Origin of the sequence: Sphingorhabdus pulchriflava, assembly GCF_003367235.1 — a bacterium.
Classification (GTDB): domain Bacteria; phylum Pseudomonadota; class Alphaproteobacteria; order Sphingomonadales; family Sphingomonadaceae; genus Sphingorhabdus_B; species Sphingorhabdus_B pulchriflava.
On record NZ_QRGP01000001.1, the window covers coordinates 1,489,153 to 1,505,220 of the forward strand.

The following is a 16,068-nucleotide window of genomic DNA, read 5'->3' on the forward strand; positions in this document are numbered from 1 at the left end:
GCTTGTCGAAGGGCGGCTTAAGGCCTAGAGACGTCCTTCGACAGGCTCAGGACTTACGGTGATATTTCAATGACCCTCAAACTCATCATCGGTAACAAAGCCTATTCGAGCTGGTCGCTGCGGGGCTGGTTGGCGTGCAAACAGTCCGGCTTGCATTTTGACGAGATGACCGTGCCCCTCTATGATGCGACATGGGACGAGCGGAAGCGTGAGGAAGACCTCGCCCCATCGTCTGGCAAGGTTCCGATATTGTGGGACGGCGATGCGGTCATCTGGGACAGCCTCGCTATCCTCGAATATCTCGCCGACAAGGTCGGGCGCGAGCGGTTCTGGCCCAAGGATGAGGTTGCGCGCGGCATGGCGCGGGCGATGGCCGCCGAGATGCACTCCGGCTTCCTGCCCTTGCGTCGCGAATGTCCGATGAACCTGCGCAAGACCTATGAAGGCATGACGATCAGCGAGGAAACGCGCAATGATGCGCTGCGTATCCTAGGCCTCTGGGCGGAAGCGCGCGCGCGTTTCGGCAAGGAAGGGCCATATTTGTTCGGCACCTACAGTGCCGCAGACATTATGTACGCGCCGATCGTTTCGCGCTTTGTGACCTATGGCTTCACTCTTCCAGGCTTTGCGCAAAGCTATATCGAAGCTGTACTTGCCCATCCATGGATGCAGGAGTGGTACCAGTCGGCCCAGAATGAAGAATGGGTGATCGAAAAGTTCGAGAACGAGCCGGGGAAGTGACCCGTCTCCCCGGCGTAGGCCGGGGCCGCAGGAAATTTCTACTGCGCTGCCTGCGAAAACCGACCGCAGCCCAGGCCTACGCCGGGGAGACGCGCTATTTCAGCCTCTTCGTCGGGTACAGCGTGCCATCCTTGTGGTAATAATGTTCCTCGCTGAACATCATGTCGATATCCGAATAGCCGCCACCAGTCGAGCGATCACCCACGCCGATTGCGATGAAACTGCAGTCTGCATCGCTTCGATTGATCATATGATGGCCATTGCGCACGCCCGCTGGCCAGGCTGCCACGTCGCCGGTACGCATGACAGTCTCCCCATCATCCTCGATCAGTAACGCCTCGCCCGAGAGCATGATGACCATCTCGTCCTCGCTTTCGTGCCAGTGGCGATGCGACGACCAGCCACCGGGTTTTAGGACTACATGGCTTGCGCCCATCAGCGTCAAGCCAGCGGCAGGCGCCAGCCTGCGCCACCAACGCCCCTCAACCTCCTTGTCGAATGGCTCCGGATAGCCGGTGGCATTCGATTTCGGGATGGCTTCAATGTCTAATTTGGGCATAATGTTCCCGTTCAGAATTTATGGACAAAACATAGCGCGATTGCCATGCGGTGCAAATGACAGACAGCCTTGCCCTGGACTATGCCCAACGCCTGATGGCCTGCGAAAGCATTTCGCCGGCACGCGGCAGCGTGTTCGATACGATGGAAGCGATGCTGGTGCCCTTGGGCTTTTCCGTGGAGCGCTTCATTGCCGGCGCGGATGATGCCGATCCGGCGCATGGCGGGCCCGTGGAAAACCTGTTCGCAATCCGTGGAAAAGGCAGACGCCATTTCGCCTTTGCCGGGCATTTGGACGTAGTCCCTCCTGGCGAAGGCTGGTCCAGCGGACCTTTTGAACCTGTCATCAAAGGCGATCTGCTTTACGGGCGCGGCGCGGTCGACATGAAGGGCAGCATCGCTGCGTTTGTAGCGGCCTTGCACGAAATTCCAGAAGAGGCCGGTACGATCAGTCTGATCATAACTGGCGACGAGGAAGGCCCTGCAATCCACGGCACCCGTGCGCTCATCGACCATATGCAGGCGCGCGGTACCGTGCCCGACCTGTGCCTTGTCGGCGAACCCACCAGCGTCGATCGACTGGGCGACATGATGAAGGTGGGGCGGCGTGGATCGGTGAACATGTGGATCACCGTTGAAGGCACACAGGGCCATGTCGCTTACCCGCATCTGGCCGATAATCCGATTCCGCGGCTGGTGGCGATCCTTGCGCAGATCAAGGCAGTGGCGCTCGATGAAGGCACCGAATTTTTCCAGCCGAGCAATATCGAGATTACCGAACTGCACACCGGCAATCCGGCTACCAATGTCATCCCCGCCAGGGCGCTGGCGCGGCTGTCGATCCGCTTCAACGATCTCCACAGCGGCGAAAGCCTGGTCGAATTGATCCGCGGAATTGTTGAGCCAGGCGGCGGTACGTTGAAAGCGATGATTTCGGGCGAGGCATTCCTGACGCCGCCGGGCGAACTGTCGGCAACGATGGCGGCCGAAGTAGAAGAAGTGACCGGAATTGTCCCAGAAGCCTCAACCACCGGCGGCACATCGGATGCCAGGTTCCTATCGAAACTTTGCCCAGTCGTCGAATTCGGCCTCTGTAATGCAACCATGCACAAGCTGGACGAGGCGGTCGCCATTGCCGATCTTGATGCGCTGACAGAGATTTATCGGCGGGTAACGCTGCGTTTGCTCAACGCCTAGCGTTTCAGCACAATATACAGGGCCCCATCTCCACCGTGGCGCGGGTGGGCCTGCCGGACAGCGGCTATGTGAGACGAATGGCGTGAAGCCGCCAACCAATCACGCACCACAGCAGCAATCGCGCCCCGGCCCGCGCCGCTCGTACGGTCGTGCGCGCGCGCTTTTCCTGTTACGAGCAGCACCACACGCAGCCGCTGATGAATGGCTTGCTCAAGTGTGTAATCGAGCCTTGCATGCGCACCGGCCAGCCCCTGCCCGTGTAAATCAATGCTGATATCTGGGATTACCGCGCCTTTATGAAAGCGCCGATCCCAGTGCGAATCAAGATTGCTGTCGATGGCTTTAGGCTGTTTGGAAATCGCGTCGCCCTGGCGAAGGCCAGGGCCGCTGGAGGTTCGCGCTTTGCTGGAAGCGGCCCCGGCCTTCGCCGGGGCGACGCTTTCGTCGACCGGATGCGGGTGCAGCGCCACCTTTACGGGATGCAAGGGCTTCACCGTTTCAACCACGCGGTTCCAAAGCGACCGCTCCTCCGGATGGAGGCGGCGGGCCATTATTCGGCGGGGATCAGGCGCGCGACCGCAGCCTTAGGCAGGAACAGCAACGCGCTTCCACGAGCCGACATGCCACCGGCAATTGCCCGGGCACGGTCACCTGCCCCCCAGAAACTGTCGAAGCGGTTTGCGCCCTTGATCGCGCCACCAGTATCCTGCGCGACCCAGACGCCATTGGGTTCAGCCCGGTCGAGCGACAGCCAGACTGGCGCGCCAAGCGGCACATATTTGGGATCGACGGCAACGCTCGCCTCGCCCACTACCGGATAGCCCATAGCACCGAGCGGCCCTGCCCCGGTCAATTCGCGGAAGAAGACGAAGCTTTTGTTTTCGTTCATGATCTTCTTCCCCTCTTCAGGGTTTTCGCGCAGATATTTGACGATGCCCTGCATCGATCCATCGGTAATCAGGCCGCGATCCTTCATCAGCCTGCCTATGCCGGTATAGCCGCGCCCATTCTGGCTTTCATAGCCGATACGCATCACCCCGCCATCGGGAAGACGCAACCGACCTGACCCCTGGATCTGCAGGAAGAAAAATTCGATTGGGTCCGCCGCCCAGGCAATTTCGAGCCCACGCCCAGCCAGCGAGCCATCGACGATCGCGGCGCGCTCGTCATAGGGGATGAACTTCGTCCCCTGCACCTTGCCACGGATGGACTTACCCTTCAGTTCATCCGAAAACAGACCAAGATCGACGTCGATCAGATCGGATGGGCGTTTGTAGATCGCAATGTCATAGCCGGGTTGCTTGGTGCGCGAACCGGCAATTTCGGGTTCGAAATAGCCGGTGACAAAGGCCTTGCCCTCCCCGACCTGCACGGCATCCATATAGGTCGCAAAGAAGGAGATCGCATCGCCCGTCCATGTCTTCACCGCGTCACAAGCATCCTGCCAGTCGCTGCCCTGCGTCAAACCGGAATTGTCCGTGCGCTTGAGCAGGCCTGGGCACGATGTACGGAAAGAGGCCAGCGCCAGATTGGTTTTGCGCGGATCTACACTCAAGCCACCAATGGCTGGCCCTCGAACTAGCCCCGCACTGGCTGCGTTCAGGATTTCACCTGTAGCCGCAGCCGCAGCTATGGGCGGCACGGGCGTTGACGGAACCGGCTTAGCGGCCACATCCGGCGCAGGCGTTGTCGAAGGGGCAGATGCGCCGCCCTTCGGAATAATCCCGCCCGAACAAGCGGAAAGCAACAGGGTCGGCAGCGCAAGCGCGAAGATGGGGCTTTTCATGCCCCGGGATGAATCAGACCGAGTCGGTTTCGTCAAGCTTCCAGTTGCGGTCGCCTGATTTAACATCGCGGAAGAAGGTCCACACATCGTGCGTTTCAACCGCATCCGTCATAGAACCGCCAATGACGCGGCCCTCGGAATCCTTGATCAGCGCAGCGATATCGGCATCAAAGCGAACCGTAATCCGCGCCATGGGATGATCATAGCTGGCGTCGACAATGCGCGCTTCTTCAATCCGCACGAGGCGATTTTCCAACGTTTCACCGCGCGATGCGCGGTCGTCAATAACCGCTGAAAAGCTATCATAAACATCATCATCGCAGAGAAAGCGAAGCTTCTCCCTCTCCCCCTTCCAGAATGCTTCGAGGATCATGCCATAGGCCGATTTCGCACCTTCAACGAACAGAGGTGCATCGAACTGACGGTCTGCATTTGCGATAGCGCGCAGCCCGCTTTGCGCCGCGCTGTCATAAAGCGGACTGTCGAATATGGGGGTTGACGCTGTGGATTCGGGTTGGCCGACGGGCGTACGCACGATTGCTGGCTTGCGATCTTCCATCGCCGGACGGACAACGGGTTCCTGCTCATGACCGGTACGTTTGCCCAGCACCGAGTAAAGCCGCAAGCCCAGAAAAGCCGCAACCATTGCCAGCAAAATGATTTCAAACGTCACCATGAACTTGCCTTTACCACTGCGCAGGGACTTCACCCTGATATCGCAAAAAAACAAAGCCGGGGTTAATGGCGGTTGAACGGCTAAAAATGCCCAGCTTCCAATACCTACATAGGCATTTACCAAGCGAGATTCAAATAGCTTGGCGCAAAAGTTTTTCGGCCGCTTGCAAATATCACTACCCATTGCCCTTTGTCTGCCCCCCTGCTAGGCGCACCGCCAACATCAGGGCCGTGAGGGACGGCCCGAAAAAGCAAGGAAAGCCCGACAAAAATGGCCGAAGAAGAAGGCAACATCGTATCTGACATGTTAAAAGCCAATGGCGAAGATACAGCGCCAGCTGTCGGCATGCTCAATCAATATGTGAAAGACCTTTCGGTCGAAAACCCGAATGCGCCCCACAGCTATGGATGGGAAGGCGCGCCACAGATTGACGTTCAGGTCAATATCGAGGTGAACCCGGTCAACGAGGAAGTGCATGAAGTCAGCCTGAAGCTTGGCGTCAAAGCAGCTGCCGACCAGGGCGTGCATTTCAATGTCGAACTCGAATATGCAACTTTGTTCGGACTGCGCAACATTGATGAAGGTCAGGCACACCAGTTTCTTTTCGGAGAGGCGCCGCGTCTGATGTTCCCCTTTGCCCGCCGTGTTGTTGCCGATGCAATCCGCGATGCAGGTTATCCGCCGCTCGTCCTCGACCCCATCGACTTCAACGCGCTGTATATCCAGCAGCTGACACAGGCACAGGCAATGGCCGAACAGCAGCCGGCTGGCGAGGCGTAAGCCCATCCATTTGGGGGACGGGCGATGAGCCTGCTCAAACACACCTCTACCATCGCCGGTTTCACGGTGATCAGCAGAATATTCGGTTTTGTCCGTGATATCCTGCTGGCGCGGGTGTTGGGGGCGGGGCTAGCGGGCGACGCCTATCAATTGGCTTTCACCCTGCCCAATACCTTTCGCCGCCTGTTTGCGGAAGGGGCCTTTTCGGTAGCCTTTGTACCGATGTATTCGCGAAAGCTGGCTGGTGAAGACGGTGAAGCAGATGCAGCCCGTTTCGCCGACGACGTGCTTTCGGTTTTTATTTGGATTTTGTTAGGATTCTCAGCACTGGCGATGATCGTGATGCCGATTATCGTTTACGGCCTCGCGAGCGAATACCAGTCGGTACCGGGCAAGTTTGAACTTTCGGTGCTCCTCAGCCGGGTCACTTTTCCCTACCTGTTTTTCATCAGTCTGGTTGCAATGCTGACCGGCCTACTCAATGCCCGTTCGCGCTTCGCACCGGGCGCGATTGCCCCGATATTGTTCAATATCGTGCTGATTGGGGGAATTGTCGGTGGATATTATTGGCGCGGAAACAGCGGCGATGACCGCTTCGTCGTTTACGCCCTAAGTGCTGCGGTATCGCTGTCCGGGTTGGTTCAGTTTATTTATCTCTGGTGGGCAGTGCGCCGCGCTGGTTTGAAACTCCATGTGCGACGTCCGAAAATGACTCCCGAAGTCAAGCAACTCGGTATGGTCATTCTGCCCGCAACTTTCGGTGCCGGAATTTACCAGATAAGCCAGTTCGTCGATACTTTCTTTGCGACTTCGCTTCCGCAAGGCTCCTTGACACTATTGAAGATGGCAGACCGGTTAAACCAGATGCCATTGGGGATTGTCGGTATCGCGCTTGGCACCGCAATTTTGCCTATGCTGTCGCGTCATATCCAGAATGGCCATGCGGATCGCGCACATTGGCTGCAATCCGAAGCATTTGAAACAGCAACGCTTTTGACACTTCCGGCGGCCGCTGCTTTGGCAATCTGTGCACCGGCCTTTGTCACTGCATTTTTCGTCGGCGGTAAGTTTACTATCGCAGACGGTCAGATCATGGCGCAGATTACGATGGCGCTGGTCGCTGGGCTTCCCGCCTATGTTATTGTCAAAATCTTGAATCCGGGCTTTTTCGCTCGTTCCGATACACGCACTCCGGTTTATACAGCGCTCGCCTCACTGATTTTCAACATAGCCCTCAATCTGTACGTGGTAAGCCGTTATGGTATCGTCGGACTTGCAGGCGCGACGGCGGCATCGGCGACGTTTAACTGTCTGCTGCTCTACATTGTGTTGCACCGGCGCGGCTGGTTCCATTTCAGCGCCCAGCTTGGCAGCAGGATATTCCGCCAACTTATAGCAACGGCGTTCATGTCAGCGCTGTTATGGTGGATGATGGGCTGGATGATGCCCTATTTCTCCGACGACATCCTGACACGTATTGCGGCACTGACGATACTTGTTGGCGGTGGCCTGTTTACCTATTTTGCCATTGGCTATTCCGTCGGTGCAGTCGACAGAGACCGTATCAACAGGTTGCTGCGTCGCAATCGGCTTACTGAAACCGCAAACCAACAGGAAAACTGATCATGCGTGTCGTATCGGGCATCCAGCCCACCGGAAATTTGCATCTCGGCAATTATCTGGGAGCGATCAGGAACTGGGTGAAAATGCAGGATCAGGGCGAATGCCTGTTCTTCCTCGCCGATCTGCACGCGATCTCGCAGCCGCATGTGCCTGCCGAACTCACCGCCAACACACGCGAGATGGCGGCGGCGCTGATAGCCTGCGGCATCGATACCGACAAGTCGATCCTGTTCAACCAGACGCAGGTGCCCGCGCACAGCCAGTTGCAATGGTTGCTGAACGGCACCGCGCGGATGGGTTGGCTCAATCGCATGACGCAGTGGAAAGACAAGGCCGGCAAAAACCGCGAAGGCGCTTCGGTTGCGCTGTTCACCTATCCGGTGCTGCAGGCCGCTGATGTCCTGCTCTATCAGGCAACCCATGTGCCGGTTGGTGAAGATCAGAAACAGCATCTGGAACTGGCGCGCGATATCGCGCAGAAGTTCAACAATGATTTTGGTAATGGCGAAGAGATCTTCACCCTGCCCGAACCGATCATTCCTCCCGAAGCGGCGCGTATCATGTCGCTGCGCGATGGCAGCGCCAAGATGAGCAAGTCCGATCCTTCGGACATGAGCCGCATCAACCTGACCGATGATGCCGACACGATCATGCAGAAGGTGCGCAAGGCCAAAACCGACCCCGAACCGCTACCAGGCGAAAAAGACGGTCTGGCGGGCCGCCCTGAAGCCGAAAATCTGGTGGGCATTTATGCTGCCCTGGAAGGCAGCAGTGTCGACGCTGTACTGACGCAATTCGGCGGACAAGGCTTTGGCTCGTTCAAGCCGGCACTGGGCGAGTTGCTGGTCAGCAAACTTGCGCCGATTGCCGAGCGGTTCAATGCACTGCGCAGCGACACAGCAGCGATCGACGCTGCGTTGCAGAGCGGTGCCGAGAAGGCAAGGAAGCTGGCAGAACCGACCCTCGCCCGCGCCTATCAGGCGTTGGGGCTTCTGCGCTGACAATTTGTTACATGTCCTGTGGCTGAACACAGTTCCGTTCAACCACAGTTCAGCGCTTTTCAGATAGATATCACCGCAAGCCCGCCTATATTGGCGGAAATGGAGGTAATTATGTCGATGCGTAAAGCTGCTACAATACTGGCTCCTGCACTGCTGTTGACGCTCGGGGCCTGTGCGACGCCGTTCAAGGCCGATGTATCGCGTTTCCAGCAAATGCCTGCACCCCAAGGCCAGACTTTCACCGTCAAAGCCGCGGATTCAACGCAAGAAGGTGGGATCGAATTTGGCCAATATGCCGCGATGGTATCCGCGGAGATGACCAAGGTCGGTTACGTCCCGGCAGCGCCCGGCGCACCTGCTGATCTGACCGTCAAATTCGGTTATGGTGTCGATGACGGAAAGGAACGCACCGTCGTCTATGACGACCCCTTTTACGATCCATTCTGGGGCTATGGTCGCTATGGTTTCGGTCGGGGCTATTACCGTCCCTATATCGTCCGCACGCCGCGTGGTGCCCGTTATGTCTATGGCTGGCATGACCCGTTTTTATACGGCCCAGGCTTTGGCCGTGGCTATGACGTGCGCAGCTACACCGTTTACACCAGCGGCATAGAGATGCAGATTGAAAACAGCACCACTGGCGAACGCCTGTTCGAAGGCAAGGCCGAGGCCAAATCGCGCTCTAATCGCCTTCCCTATCTGGTCCCCAATCTGGTAACAGCCATGTTCACCGGCTTTCCGGGAAATGGCGGGGAAACCGTACGCATTTCGGTCGCACCAGAGGATAGCGGCAAGAAGAAATAGGCTGGTCGAACAGCTCAAAGGACGCATTGCCCCGCCTGGTATCACCTTGGCGGGGCATTTATTTATTTGTTCAGACTCCGCAGGTCAGATCAGACTTGCCGAATTTATTCCCTTCAGCCTGCGTGTTGGCGATGCCTGCATACAGATCGCTGCTCGCGAACTGGCCGTCTTTACCAATCTTATAACCTTTCGACCGGAACACTTCGATCACTTTGGTGGCAGGTTCGGCAAAGTAGACCGACTGCGATTCATAATGCTGCGCAATTCCAGTGACGGTCAGCCCTTCATAGCTGCGCTGAAGTTTTTCGAAAGTGCTTTTGCCTTCGGAAGCGACAAGCGCCTTGGCCCGCGCTTCTTCGCTTGGGAAATCTTTATTCTCCAGTGCTTTGTAGCCCGCGCGGATACGATCCCCCATCGAGCTGAACATGGCATCAATTTCCGGACCAAAGCTGCAGCTGTTGGGATTGAATGCGATCGCGATAGGTTTGCCATTGGCTAGGGAAGCAATCCGCGCTCCATCCGCAAGATAGGCAACCCCGCCTTTTTTCAGTTTTACTTCGATGAAATCATTGGCGGTGAGACCAAAAAGCGACAGCGTAGTTCCCGCAGCAACGCGATCAACCAGTGTGGAAGCCGTATCGGGTTGCGACCATAGCTCGACAGGCTTGTCGACGACCCATGCTTTATCCCCCAATGACTTGACGATTTCGGGCGGCTGGGTTTCGGACAGATTCACAGTCGCGATAAAGCCCTTGCCATCGGCAAGCTCCAGCCAATCGCTGGTCCCATCTTCACCCAAAATCACTTTACCACTTGCAGTGGCACCGCGCGCGAGTTTGCCCAAAACGGTGCTGCCCTGTGCCGTCGCCTTGTCGCGGATATTCGCGTCAGCAACTGCATAATATTGTTTTTCTACAGCGACTTCTTCGACGGCCGGCGACTGCTGAACCCGGTCTTCCAGACCATTGCCTGTCATATCATCGTGCAGGAACAGGAAATAATAGAGCAGGAGCAAAGCGAGAATGCCGACGCCACCCCCTATCAACAGCCAATTTGGCCCTTTCGTTTCGTCCCTTAAAGCTTCGGATGCATAACTCTGCGGCTCGATACCTGAAGAAACGGGTTCTGGTGCCGGGGGAGTTGCAATCGGCGCTGCAATTGGTTCAAAAGACGAAGCAGGTGGCGATGGCGGACCGGCGTCACCGCTTGGCACAACCGCACCGCAACTGCCGCAGAAGCGTGCGCCATCATTCAGGGCACTGCCACATTGGATGCAGAATTTAGCCATCAAGAACCTCCCGAGTCCATCTTGCACTCGGGATAGTCTGCTGTTCCCTCCAAGGGAAGGCGCTTATGTAACTAGTTCAGGCCTCTAGCTGGCGGAGCAAGGCACGGACATCATTGTCCATGTCATTGTCCATCCGGCGCAGGTCTTCGACCAGACGTACAGCATGGATGACTGTCGAATGGTCACGACCGCCGAATTTGCGCCCGATTTCCGGATAGCTGCGCGGTGTCATCACCTTTGCGAGATACATCGCAACCTGACGCGGACGAACCACGGCGCGTGCGCGGCGCTTCGACGACATTTCGCTGCGGTCGATGCGATAATATTCACAGACTGCACGCTGGATTTCGTCGATCGTGATGCGGCGGCGGCAAGCGCTGAGAATATCTTTCAGCTGCTCTTCAGCCAAAGTGCGCGTAATCGGCTTTCCGGTCAGCTGCGAATAGGCGATCAGCTTGTTAAGACCGCCTTCGAGTTCGCGGACATTGCGGCTGATCGTGCGCGCGAGAAACTCTATCACATCTTCGCCTACCTGCGTTTCGGGCATGTTGGCGAGACGCTGGTTGAGGATAGAGCGACGCAGTTCCAGATCAGCGGGCTGGATGTCGGCAACAAGCCCCATCGACAGGCGCGACAGGATGCGCTGGTCGACACCGTCCAACGCCTGTGGCGCACGGTCTGCGGCAACGACAAGGCGCTTGCCGGCACCGATGATGGCGTCAACCGTGTGTAGGAACTCTTCCTGGGTTGAAACCTTTCCTATGATGAACTGGATATCGTCGATCAGCAGGACATCGACAGCACGCAAGCGCGCCTTGAATTCCATCACTTCCTTACGACGCATGGCGGAGACGAACTCCATCATGAATTTTTCCGCCGACATATAGAGAATTTGCGCATCCGGGTTCACCTCGGCATAGGCATGGCCGATCGCGTGCATCAGGTGGGTCTTGCCCTGACCGGTTGCAGCTTGCAGATAAAGCGGGTTGAACAGCGGGCGTTCGACCGCAGCAACACGTTCGGCCGCGCTCAAAGCCAGTGCGTTGGTCTGGCCCTTGACGAAATTCGCAAAAGTCATGCGCGGGTCAAGCTGGCTGCGCACCGGCAGTGCTTCAGCGCTATGGACCGCCGCGGGACGCTCGGCGAGCCCATTGCCTTGCAGCATCTCGACGCGCGCTGCACCCGGCTTGGTCCGGATTTTCAATTGGCGGACGGCAGGATTGATGCTCGACCAGGCCAAACGAATCCGATCAGCATAGTGATCTGACACCCAGCTCGCTGAAAAGTCGGAAGGCGTCAGCAGTTCCAGCGTGCCGGTGAGTTCACAGAAATCACCAAGTGCGATCGAACGAATCCACTGACCATAAATCTGGGCCCCCAGATCACGGCGCAAGCGCGATGCTACATTTTGCCAATCAGATTCAAAAGCGGAGCCACCCATATTTTCTTGCTCCGACCGCACGACTTTCAGCGTCACTTAGCCACCCCTTTCACCCCAACCAGCGACGGCTATTTTTGTTGCGCTCACACCTCTCCCATCGCCTGACACAGGCCCACCGTATCCCCACATCTGGTGCAGAGATCCTTTACATGTCATTCTCGATTGAGACAGATGCGACGTTGATCGCACGCTGCTGGAACCTGTTGTTTAGCCATGCGGCTTTGAGTCGATCAAGGGGCCGACTGCAAAAAAAGTGAAATAAATCGCATTGACTCTATTCAAGCGCTGAAATTGCGTAGAATTTTTTTTAACACTTTGTTTTATAACATTTCTTCTACTTAATCCACTGTCAACACATGCCGAATCGCGGGAAATGCGCACTTTGCTGCATCGCAACGATCAGGCAAAAAAGAAGGCCCGCCAAGCAAGGGCGGGCCGTTAACTTTGTTTACAGCAGCAAGGGTGGATTTCACCCCCGCGAAAAGACCGAATCAGGCGAGCGCAGCAACCCGCTTGGTGAGGCGGCTGAACTTGCGTGATGCCATATTCTTGTGCAGCACGCCTTTCGACACGCCGCGCGCCAGTTCGGGCTGGGCAGCGACTAGCGCAGCGGCAGCGGCCGTCTTGTCACCCGCTTCAAGAGCGGCTTCGACCTTCTTCACGAAGGTACGGATACGGCTGACGCGGTTGCCGTTGATTTCGTTGCGACGCGCGTTGCGACGGATACGCTTTTTTGCTTGCGGCGTATTGGCCATTTCAGTCCTCAAAAAATCAGATAGTTACGGGCATCCAGAACCGGAGAAAAATCTCGACCGGACCCGATGAAGCGCCGCCCTTAGCCATGCTTCACAGATTCGTCAACCGCGAATTGCCGCACTAACGCTGACATTTCGGGCAATAAAAGGTCGAACGGCCCGAATCGACCCGCCGCTGAACGATAGCACTGCAGTGGCAGGATTCGCCCTCACGGCCGTAGACCAGCCAGTCCTTCGCGAAATAGCCCAGCTCACCGTCGGGTGCCGCAAAGTCGCGCAATGTAGAACCGCCAGCCTTGATAGCCGCAGCCAGAACATCCTTTATGGCAACGACCAGCCTTTCCACGCGAGGCCTGCTGACTGCGGTCGCAGCAGTGACCGGCGAAATCCCTGCCATATGCAGCGCTTCGCAAACGTAGATGTTACCTAGCCCTGCCACGATCGACTGGTTGAGCAGCATTGCCTTGATAGGTGCCTTGCGCCCTTTAAGCGCCGCGTGCAGCACCTTTGCATCGAACGCATCATCCAGCGGCTCTGGTCCCATCGTAACGAAATGACGGAAGGTATCGATTTCATCACGCCGCACAATGTCGAGCGAACCAAAGCGGCGATGGTCATTGAGCGCAACCAACCTGCCCGACCCCGTTTCAAGAATGAAATGATCATGCTTCTCGATTTCCACCGGATCGACCCGCCAACGCCCCGACATGCCGAGATGGAAAATCAGCGTATCATCGCGATCGGTGTGGATAAGGCCATATTTCGCACGCCGCCCGAGCCCGGTCACCCGCGCTCCAGTCAGGCGCTGGCGGATATCGACGGGTATCGGCCAGCGCAGATCGGCCCGGCGCGGTTCGGCCCGAACAATCACCTCGCCATCCAACACGGCACGCAGGCCAGCAACGGTGGTTTCGACTTCGGGAAGCTCTGGCATTTGGCGTAGCTAGTTAATTGACCTGCATTTGGCTAGCGGTTGCGAGCGAATCTGACCTTTTAGGCTGTTTGATTCTCGATCAACGAAATGGCAATGCAAGCACGGTGCCCGTCCTGTCATAATCTGGCAGTCCGCTGTCCGGCATCACGCCCAGATCGCGCGGCGGAACGCCAGGTCGATAGACAAAAGTGCCAAATAGTTGATCGAAAATCGATAGCGTCGCGCCATAATTCTTGCACTCGTCGGCGCGCGCGCTGTGATGATAACGGTGCAGCTCCGGGCCAACAAAAAGATAGTTCGCCCAACCCATCCGCATATCGACATTGAAATGGCTGATCACGCCATGCAGGCTCAGAATCATGCCGAACATCGCAACCACGATCTGGTCATACCCCATGATCCAGATCGGAACGACGATCGCCACAACGCGAATGATGATGGCATTGATCGGGTGAAAGACTGCATGCATGACCAAATACAAGCGCGGCGGCAGATGGTGCGCCGCGTGCACCTTCCACAGCCAATTACCTAACCTCCCGGGCATTTCGTGCATGGCGCGGTGGATAGCGTAGTTTAGACCCTCATAAATCAGCAGGGCGGCCGTGAGCTGAACCGCTATCGGCCAATTGCTTGCAGGTCCGGAAAGACTGGCCGAAGCCTTGATCCCCAAATAGGCCAGTACGAAGCCCAAAGCGTAGAGCGTAAGGCCGTTCGGAACGACAAATTTGAAATCGGACCACAGGCTGCGCCAAGTCATCCCCCAGCGCTTTTCGTAAGGATAAACCAGTTCCAGCGCCAAACAGAGGATGAAGACGAAAGCAGCGCTCATCGATGACAAATTTTCCGGCGCGATGTCGGTGTGCCAGAGAAGATAGAAAGTTCCGAGCTTGACCGTCCACAAAAACGGATAAAGCCCCAACCGGACGATTATCCGTCCCAAACTATCCCTGCCATCGGCTTGTTCCGCGATAATGCTCGCCATTTGTCGATCTCCATTTTCTGGACATTTGTTCGAAAATGAACTTATGTCCGCTTGTGGAGAGACACCATCGACAGCAGATCATATGATGTCCGTTATTGGACAAATGGAGTGATTTTGTCCGGAAAGCAGCCCGACCGCCGCATCGGCAAAACGCGCGACGCGCTCGCCAATGCAATGTTCGCACTCATTCAGCGTGAGGACTGGAACGCGATTACGATCCAGTCGATCTGTGCGGAAGCGAATGTGGCGAGGGCTTCCTTCTACGCCCATTTTGACAGCAAGGTCGGGCTTCTCGATTTTATGATCGAACGCAATCTCGGAGGATTGGCGGCTCATCTTACTTCGATGGGCGGCAGCGCAGTCGCAATATTAGGTTGGTTTGTTGAACATGTTGCTTCAGACCGGTCTCGATTTGCTAAAATTGTTTTGACCCCCGATGCGCATCCAGCAATGGCCCGGTTCACCAACGTCGTGCGTGACCAATATCGTGCGGCGCTGAAAGCTGAAGGAGTGGATGCGCGCGACGCCGAAATCGACTTCATCATGGGCGGCACGATGGAACTGATCATGAACTGGTCAAAGACATGGCGGATGCAGCAAGTACCCATGCTCAGAGAAAATGTGCTGGAATTTGCACGCAGAATATTGGCCCAAGGCAATTAAATTTTGCTGCCAACGAGATTTGCATCTGGCGCAAGACCAACGACCGCTTTTGCTCGTAACACCCTTTGCGGGCGGCACAACTATCGGCTAGGGCGCTCTTCATGACTGAGACCGTCTCCTTTGGCTATGAACAGGTTAGCCCCGAAGAAAAGACCCAGCGCGTGCGCGGCGTCTTTTCGAGCGTTGCCAACAAATATGACATGATGAACGATGCCATGTCGGGCGGGATGCACCGACTGTGGAAGGACCAGTTCGTGCGCCGCGTGAAACCGCGTGCCGGCGAGGACATTCTCGATATGGCAGGCGGCACCGGCGACATTGCCTTTCGCATGGAAAAGGCAGGGGCCAATATCACCGTCAGCGACATCAATCCGGATATGCTCGCCGTCGGCATGGAACGCGCGGTCGAGCGCGGCATTGATACGCTGGTGTGGAGTGAGCAGAATGCCGAGCAACTGACTTTTCCCGACAGGCATTTCGACGCTTACACAATTGCCTTTGGTATTCGGAACGTCACCGATATCCCCGCAGCCCTTCGCGAAGCCCATCGCGTATTGCGTTATGGCGGGCGTTTTTTCTGTCTCGAATTCTCGACCGTCGAATGGCCGGGGCTTTCGAAAGTCTATGATGTCTATTCACATCACCTGCTTCCCAAAATGGGCAAGGTGATTGCAGGCGATGAAGACAGCTATCGCTATCTGGCCGAATCGATCCGCAAATTCCCCCCGATGCCGCAGTTCGAGCGTATGATCCGCGAAGCAGGATTCGTACAGACCAAGGTCGAACCGATACTAGGCGGACTGGTGGCGATCCACAGCGGGTGGAAGGTTTGACGCCGA

At 56.7% G+C, this 16,068-nt stretch carries 17 protein-coding genes; 8 read left to right on the forward strand and 9 right to left on the reverse strand.

Features of this window, described 5'->3' with window-relative positions; all coding sequences use genetic code 11:
* The first annotated feature begins 69 nt into the window (after positions 1-69).
* Positions 70-741, forward strand: coding sequence for a glutathione S-transferase family protein (locus DXH95_RS07435; protein ID WP_115548739.1), 672 nt, complete (start codon positions 70-72; stop codon positions 739-741).
* Between the two features lie 94 nt (positions 742-835).
* On the opposite strand, the gene DXH95_RS07440 is transcribed toward DXH95_RS07435, so the two are convergent.
* Complete coding sequence (locus tag DXH95_RS07440; RefSeq protein WP_181883593.1) at positions 836-1,300, reverse strand: cupin domain-containing protein; 465 nt, start codon at positions 1,298-1,300, stop codon at positions 836-838.
* A 56-nt stretch (positions 1,301-1,356) separates the two neighbouring features.
* Between DXH95_RS07440 and dapE the strand changes: the two genes are divergently transcribed.
* A complete protein-coding gene (gene dapE, locus DXH95_RS07445) occupies positions 1,357-2,496 on the forward strand; it encodes a succinyl-diaminopimelate desuccinylase (RefSeq protein WP_115548741.1) in 1,140 nt (379 codons plus the stop codon).
* Here the strand turns inward: dapE and DXH95_RS07450 are convergent.
* Genes DXH95_RS07450 through DXH95_RS07460 form a run of 3 tightly spaced genes read right to left on the reverse strand, consistent with a single transcriptional unit; the run spans position 2,493 to position 4,958 of the window.
* Positions 2,493-3,047: a Smr/MutS family protein gene (locus DXH95_RS07450; protein ID WP_115548742.1), complete on the reverse strand. Its 555-nt coding sequence runs from the start codon at positions 3,045-3,047 to the stop codon at positions 2,493-2,495. The two genes, dapE and DXH95_RS07450, sit on opposite strands and share 4 nt — an antisense overlap.
* Positions 3,047-4,282 carry a murein transglycosylase A gene (gene mltA, locus DXH95_RS07455; protein ID WP_115548743.1) on the reverse strand — a complete coding sequence of 412 codons (1,236 nt, stop codon included), beginning with the start codon at positions 4,280-4,282 and terminating at the stop codon, positions 3,047-3,049. The genes DXH95_RS07450 and mltA overlap by 1 nt, the downstream gene beginning before the upstream one ends.
* Positions 4,283-4,295: 13 nt before the next feature.
* On the reverse strand, positions 4,296-4,958 hold the full coding sequence (locus DXH95_RS07460) for a Tim44/TimA family putative adaptor protein (protein ID WP_115549456.1): 663 nt from the start codon (positions 4,956-4,958) through the stop codon (positions 4,296-4,298).
* 270 nt (positions 4,959-5,228) lie between these two features.
* Here DXH95_RS07460 and secB point away from each other — a divergent pair, with 270 nt between their 5' ends.
* The 4 genes from secB (at position 5,229) to DXH95_RS07480 (ending at position 9,166) form a co-directional block, all read left to right on the forward strand.
* Positions 5,229-5,738, forward strand: coding sequence for a protein-export chaperone SecB (gene secB, locus DXH95_RS07465; RefSeq protein WP_115548744.1), 510 nt, complete (start codon positions 5,229-5,231; stop codon positions 5,736-5,738).
* 24 nt (positions 5,739-5,762) lie between these two features.
* Positions 5,763-7,361 carry a murein biosynthesis integral membrane protein MurJ gene (murJ, locus tag DXH95_RS07470; protein WP_115548745.1) on the forward strand — a complete coding sequence of 533 codons (1,599 nt, stop codon included), beginning with the start codon at positions 5,763-5,765 and terminating at the stop codon, positions 7,359-7,361.
* A gap of 2 nt (positions 7,362-7,363) precedes the next feature.
* Positions 7,364-8,362: a tryptophan--tRNA ligase gene (trpS, locus tag DXH95_RS07475; protein ID WP_115548746.1), complete on the forward strand. Its 999-nt coding sequence runs from the start codon at positions 7,364-7,366 to the stop codon at positions 8,360-8,362.
* 117 nt (positions 8,363-8,479) lie between these two features.
* Positions 8,480-9,166: a DUF4136 domain-containing protein gene (locus DXH95_RS07480; protein ID WP_239016576.1), complete on the forward strand. Its 687-nt coding sequence runs from the start codon at positions 8,480-8,482 to the stop codon at positions 9,164-9,166.
* 70 nt (positions 9,167-9,236) lie between these two features.
* On the opposite strand, the gene DXH95_RS07485 is transcribed toward DXH95_RS07480, so the two are convergent.
* The 5 genes from DXH95_RS07485 to DXH95_RS07505 form a co-directional block, all read right to left on the reverse strand.
* On the reverse strand, positions 9,237-10,454 hold the full coding sequence (locus tag DXH95_RS07485) for a zinc ribbon domain-containing protein (protein WP_115548747.1): 1,218 nt from the start codon (positions 10,452-10,454) through the stop codon (positions 9,237-9,239).
* Between the two features lie 76 nt (positions 10,455-10,530).
* Positions 10,531-11,895: a chromosomal replication initiator protein DnaA gene (dnaA, locus tag DXH95_RS07490; RefSeq protein ID WP_115549458.1), complete on the reverse strand. Its 1,365-nt coding sequence runs from the start codon at positions 11,893-11,895 to the stop codon at positions 10,531-10,533.
* Between the two features lie 491 nt (positions 11,896-12,386).
* Positions 12,387-12,650: a 30S ribosomal protein S20 gene (gene rpsT, locus DXH95_RS07495; RefSeq protein WP_115548748.1), complete on the reverse strand. Its 264-nt coding sequence runs from the start codon at positions 12,648-12,650 to the stop codon at positions 12,387-12,389.
* 121 nt (positions 12,651-12,771) lie between these two features.
* Entirely contained in the window at positions 12,772-13,584 is an 813-nt protein-coding gene (gene mutM / locus DXH95_RS07500) for a bifunctional DNA-formamidopyrimidine glycosylase/DNA-(apurinic or apyrimidinic site) lyase (RefSeq protein ID WP_115548749.1), read from the reverse strand.
* Between the two features lie 79 nt (positions 13,585-13,663).
* Positions 13,664-14,566 carry a sterol desaturase family protein gene (locus DXH95_RS07505; RefSeq protein WP_115548750.1) on the reverse strand — a complete coding sequence of 301 codons (903 nt, stop codon included), beginning with the start codon at positions 14,564-14,566 and terminating at the stop codon, positions 13,664-13,666.
* Between the two features lie 114 nt (positions 14,567-14,680).
* On the opposite strand from DXH95_RS07505, the gene DXH95_RS07510 reads away from it, so the two are divergent.
* Entirely contained in the window at positions 14,681-15,229 is a 549-nt protein-coding gene (locus DXH95_RS07510; RefSeq protein ID WP_147291700.1) for a TetR/AcrR family transcriptional regulator, read from the forward strand.
* A gap of 101 nt (positions 15,230-15,330) precedes the next feature.
* Positions 15,331-16,062 carry a class I SAM-dependent methyltransferase gene (locus tag DXH95_RS07515; protein ID WP_115548752.1) on the forward strand — a complete coding sequence of 244 codons (732 nt, stop codon included), beginning with the start codon at positions 15,331-15,333 and terminating at the stop codon, positions 16,060-16,062.
* The last annotated feature ends 6 nt before the right edge of the window (positions 16,063-16,068 follow it).

What these genes read in the sequence shown, in the direction of transcription:
- mutM (WP_115548749.1), bottom strand. Translation starts at nt 13,584, where the DNA reads ATGCCAGAGCTTCCCGAAGTCGAAACCACCGTTGCTGGCCTGCGTGCC.
- rpsT (WP_115548748.1), bottom strand. Translation starts at nt 12,650, where the DNA reads ATGGCCAATACGCCGCAAGCAAAAAAGCGTATCCGTCGCAACGCGCGT.
- DXH95_RS07440 (WP_181883593.1), bottom strand. Translation starts at nt 1,300, where the DNA reads ATGCCCAAATTAGACATTGAAGCCATCCCGAAATCGAATGCCACCGGC.
- DXH95_RS07515 (WP_115548752.1), top strand. Translation starts at nt 15,331, where the DNA reads ATGACTGAGACCGTCTCCTTTGGCTATGAACAGGTTAGCCCCGAAGAA.
- DXH95_RS07435 (WP_115548739.1), top strand. Translation starts at nt 70, where the DNA reads ATGACCCTCAAACTCATCATCGGTAACAAAGCCTATTCGAGCTGGTCG.
- DXH95_RS07450 (WP_115548742.1), bottom strand. Translation starts at nt 3,047, where the DNA reads ATGGCCCGCCGCCTCCATCCGGAGGAGCGGTCGCTTTGGAACCGCGTG.
- secB (WP_115548744.1), top strand. Translation starts at nt 5,229, where the DNA reads ATGGCCGAAGAAGAAGGCAACATCGTATCTGACATGTTAAAAGCCAAT.
- DXH95_RS07485 (WP_115548747.1), bottom strand. Translation starts at nt 10,454, where the DNA reads ATGGCTAAATTCTGCATCCAATGTGGCAGTGCCCTGAATGATGGCGCA.
- dapE (WP_115548741.1), top strand. Translation starts at nt 1,357, where the DNA reads ATGACAGACAGCCTTGCCCTGGACTATGCCCAACGCCTGATGGCCTGC.
- DXH95_RS07480 (WP_239016576.1), top strand. Translation starts at nt 8,480, where the DNA reads ATGCGTAAAGCTGCTACAATACTGGCTCCTGCACTGCTGTTGACGCTC.
- dnaA (WP_115549458.1), bottom strand. Translation starts at nt 11,895, where the DNA reads ATGGGTGGCTCCGCTTTTGAATCTGATTGGCAAAATGTAGCATCGCGC.
- DXH95_RS07460 (WP_115549456.1), bottom strand. Translation starts at nt 4,958, where the DNA reads ATGGTGACGTTTGAAATCATTTTGCTGGCAATGGTTGCGGCTTTTCTG.
- mltA (WP_115548743.1), bottom strand. Translation starts at nt 4,282, where the DNA reads ATGAAAAGCCCCATCTTCGCGCTTGCGCTGCCGACCCTGTTGCTTTCC.
- murJ (WP_115548745.1), top strand. Translation starts at nt 5,763, where the DNA reads ATGAGCCTGCTCAAACACACCTCTACCATCGCCGGTTTCACGGTGATC.
- trpS (WP_115548746.1), top strand. Translation starts at nt 7,364, where the DNA reads ATGCGTGTCGTATCGGGCATCCAGCCCACCGGAAATTTGCATCTCGGC.
- DXH95_RS07505 (WP_115548750.1), bottom strand. Translation starts at nt 14,566, where the DNA reads ATGGCGAGCATTATCGCGGAACAAGCCGATGGCAGGGATAGTTTGGGA.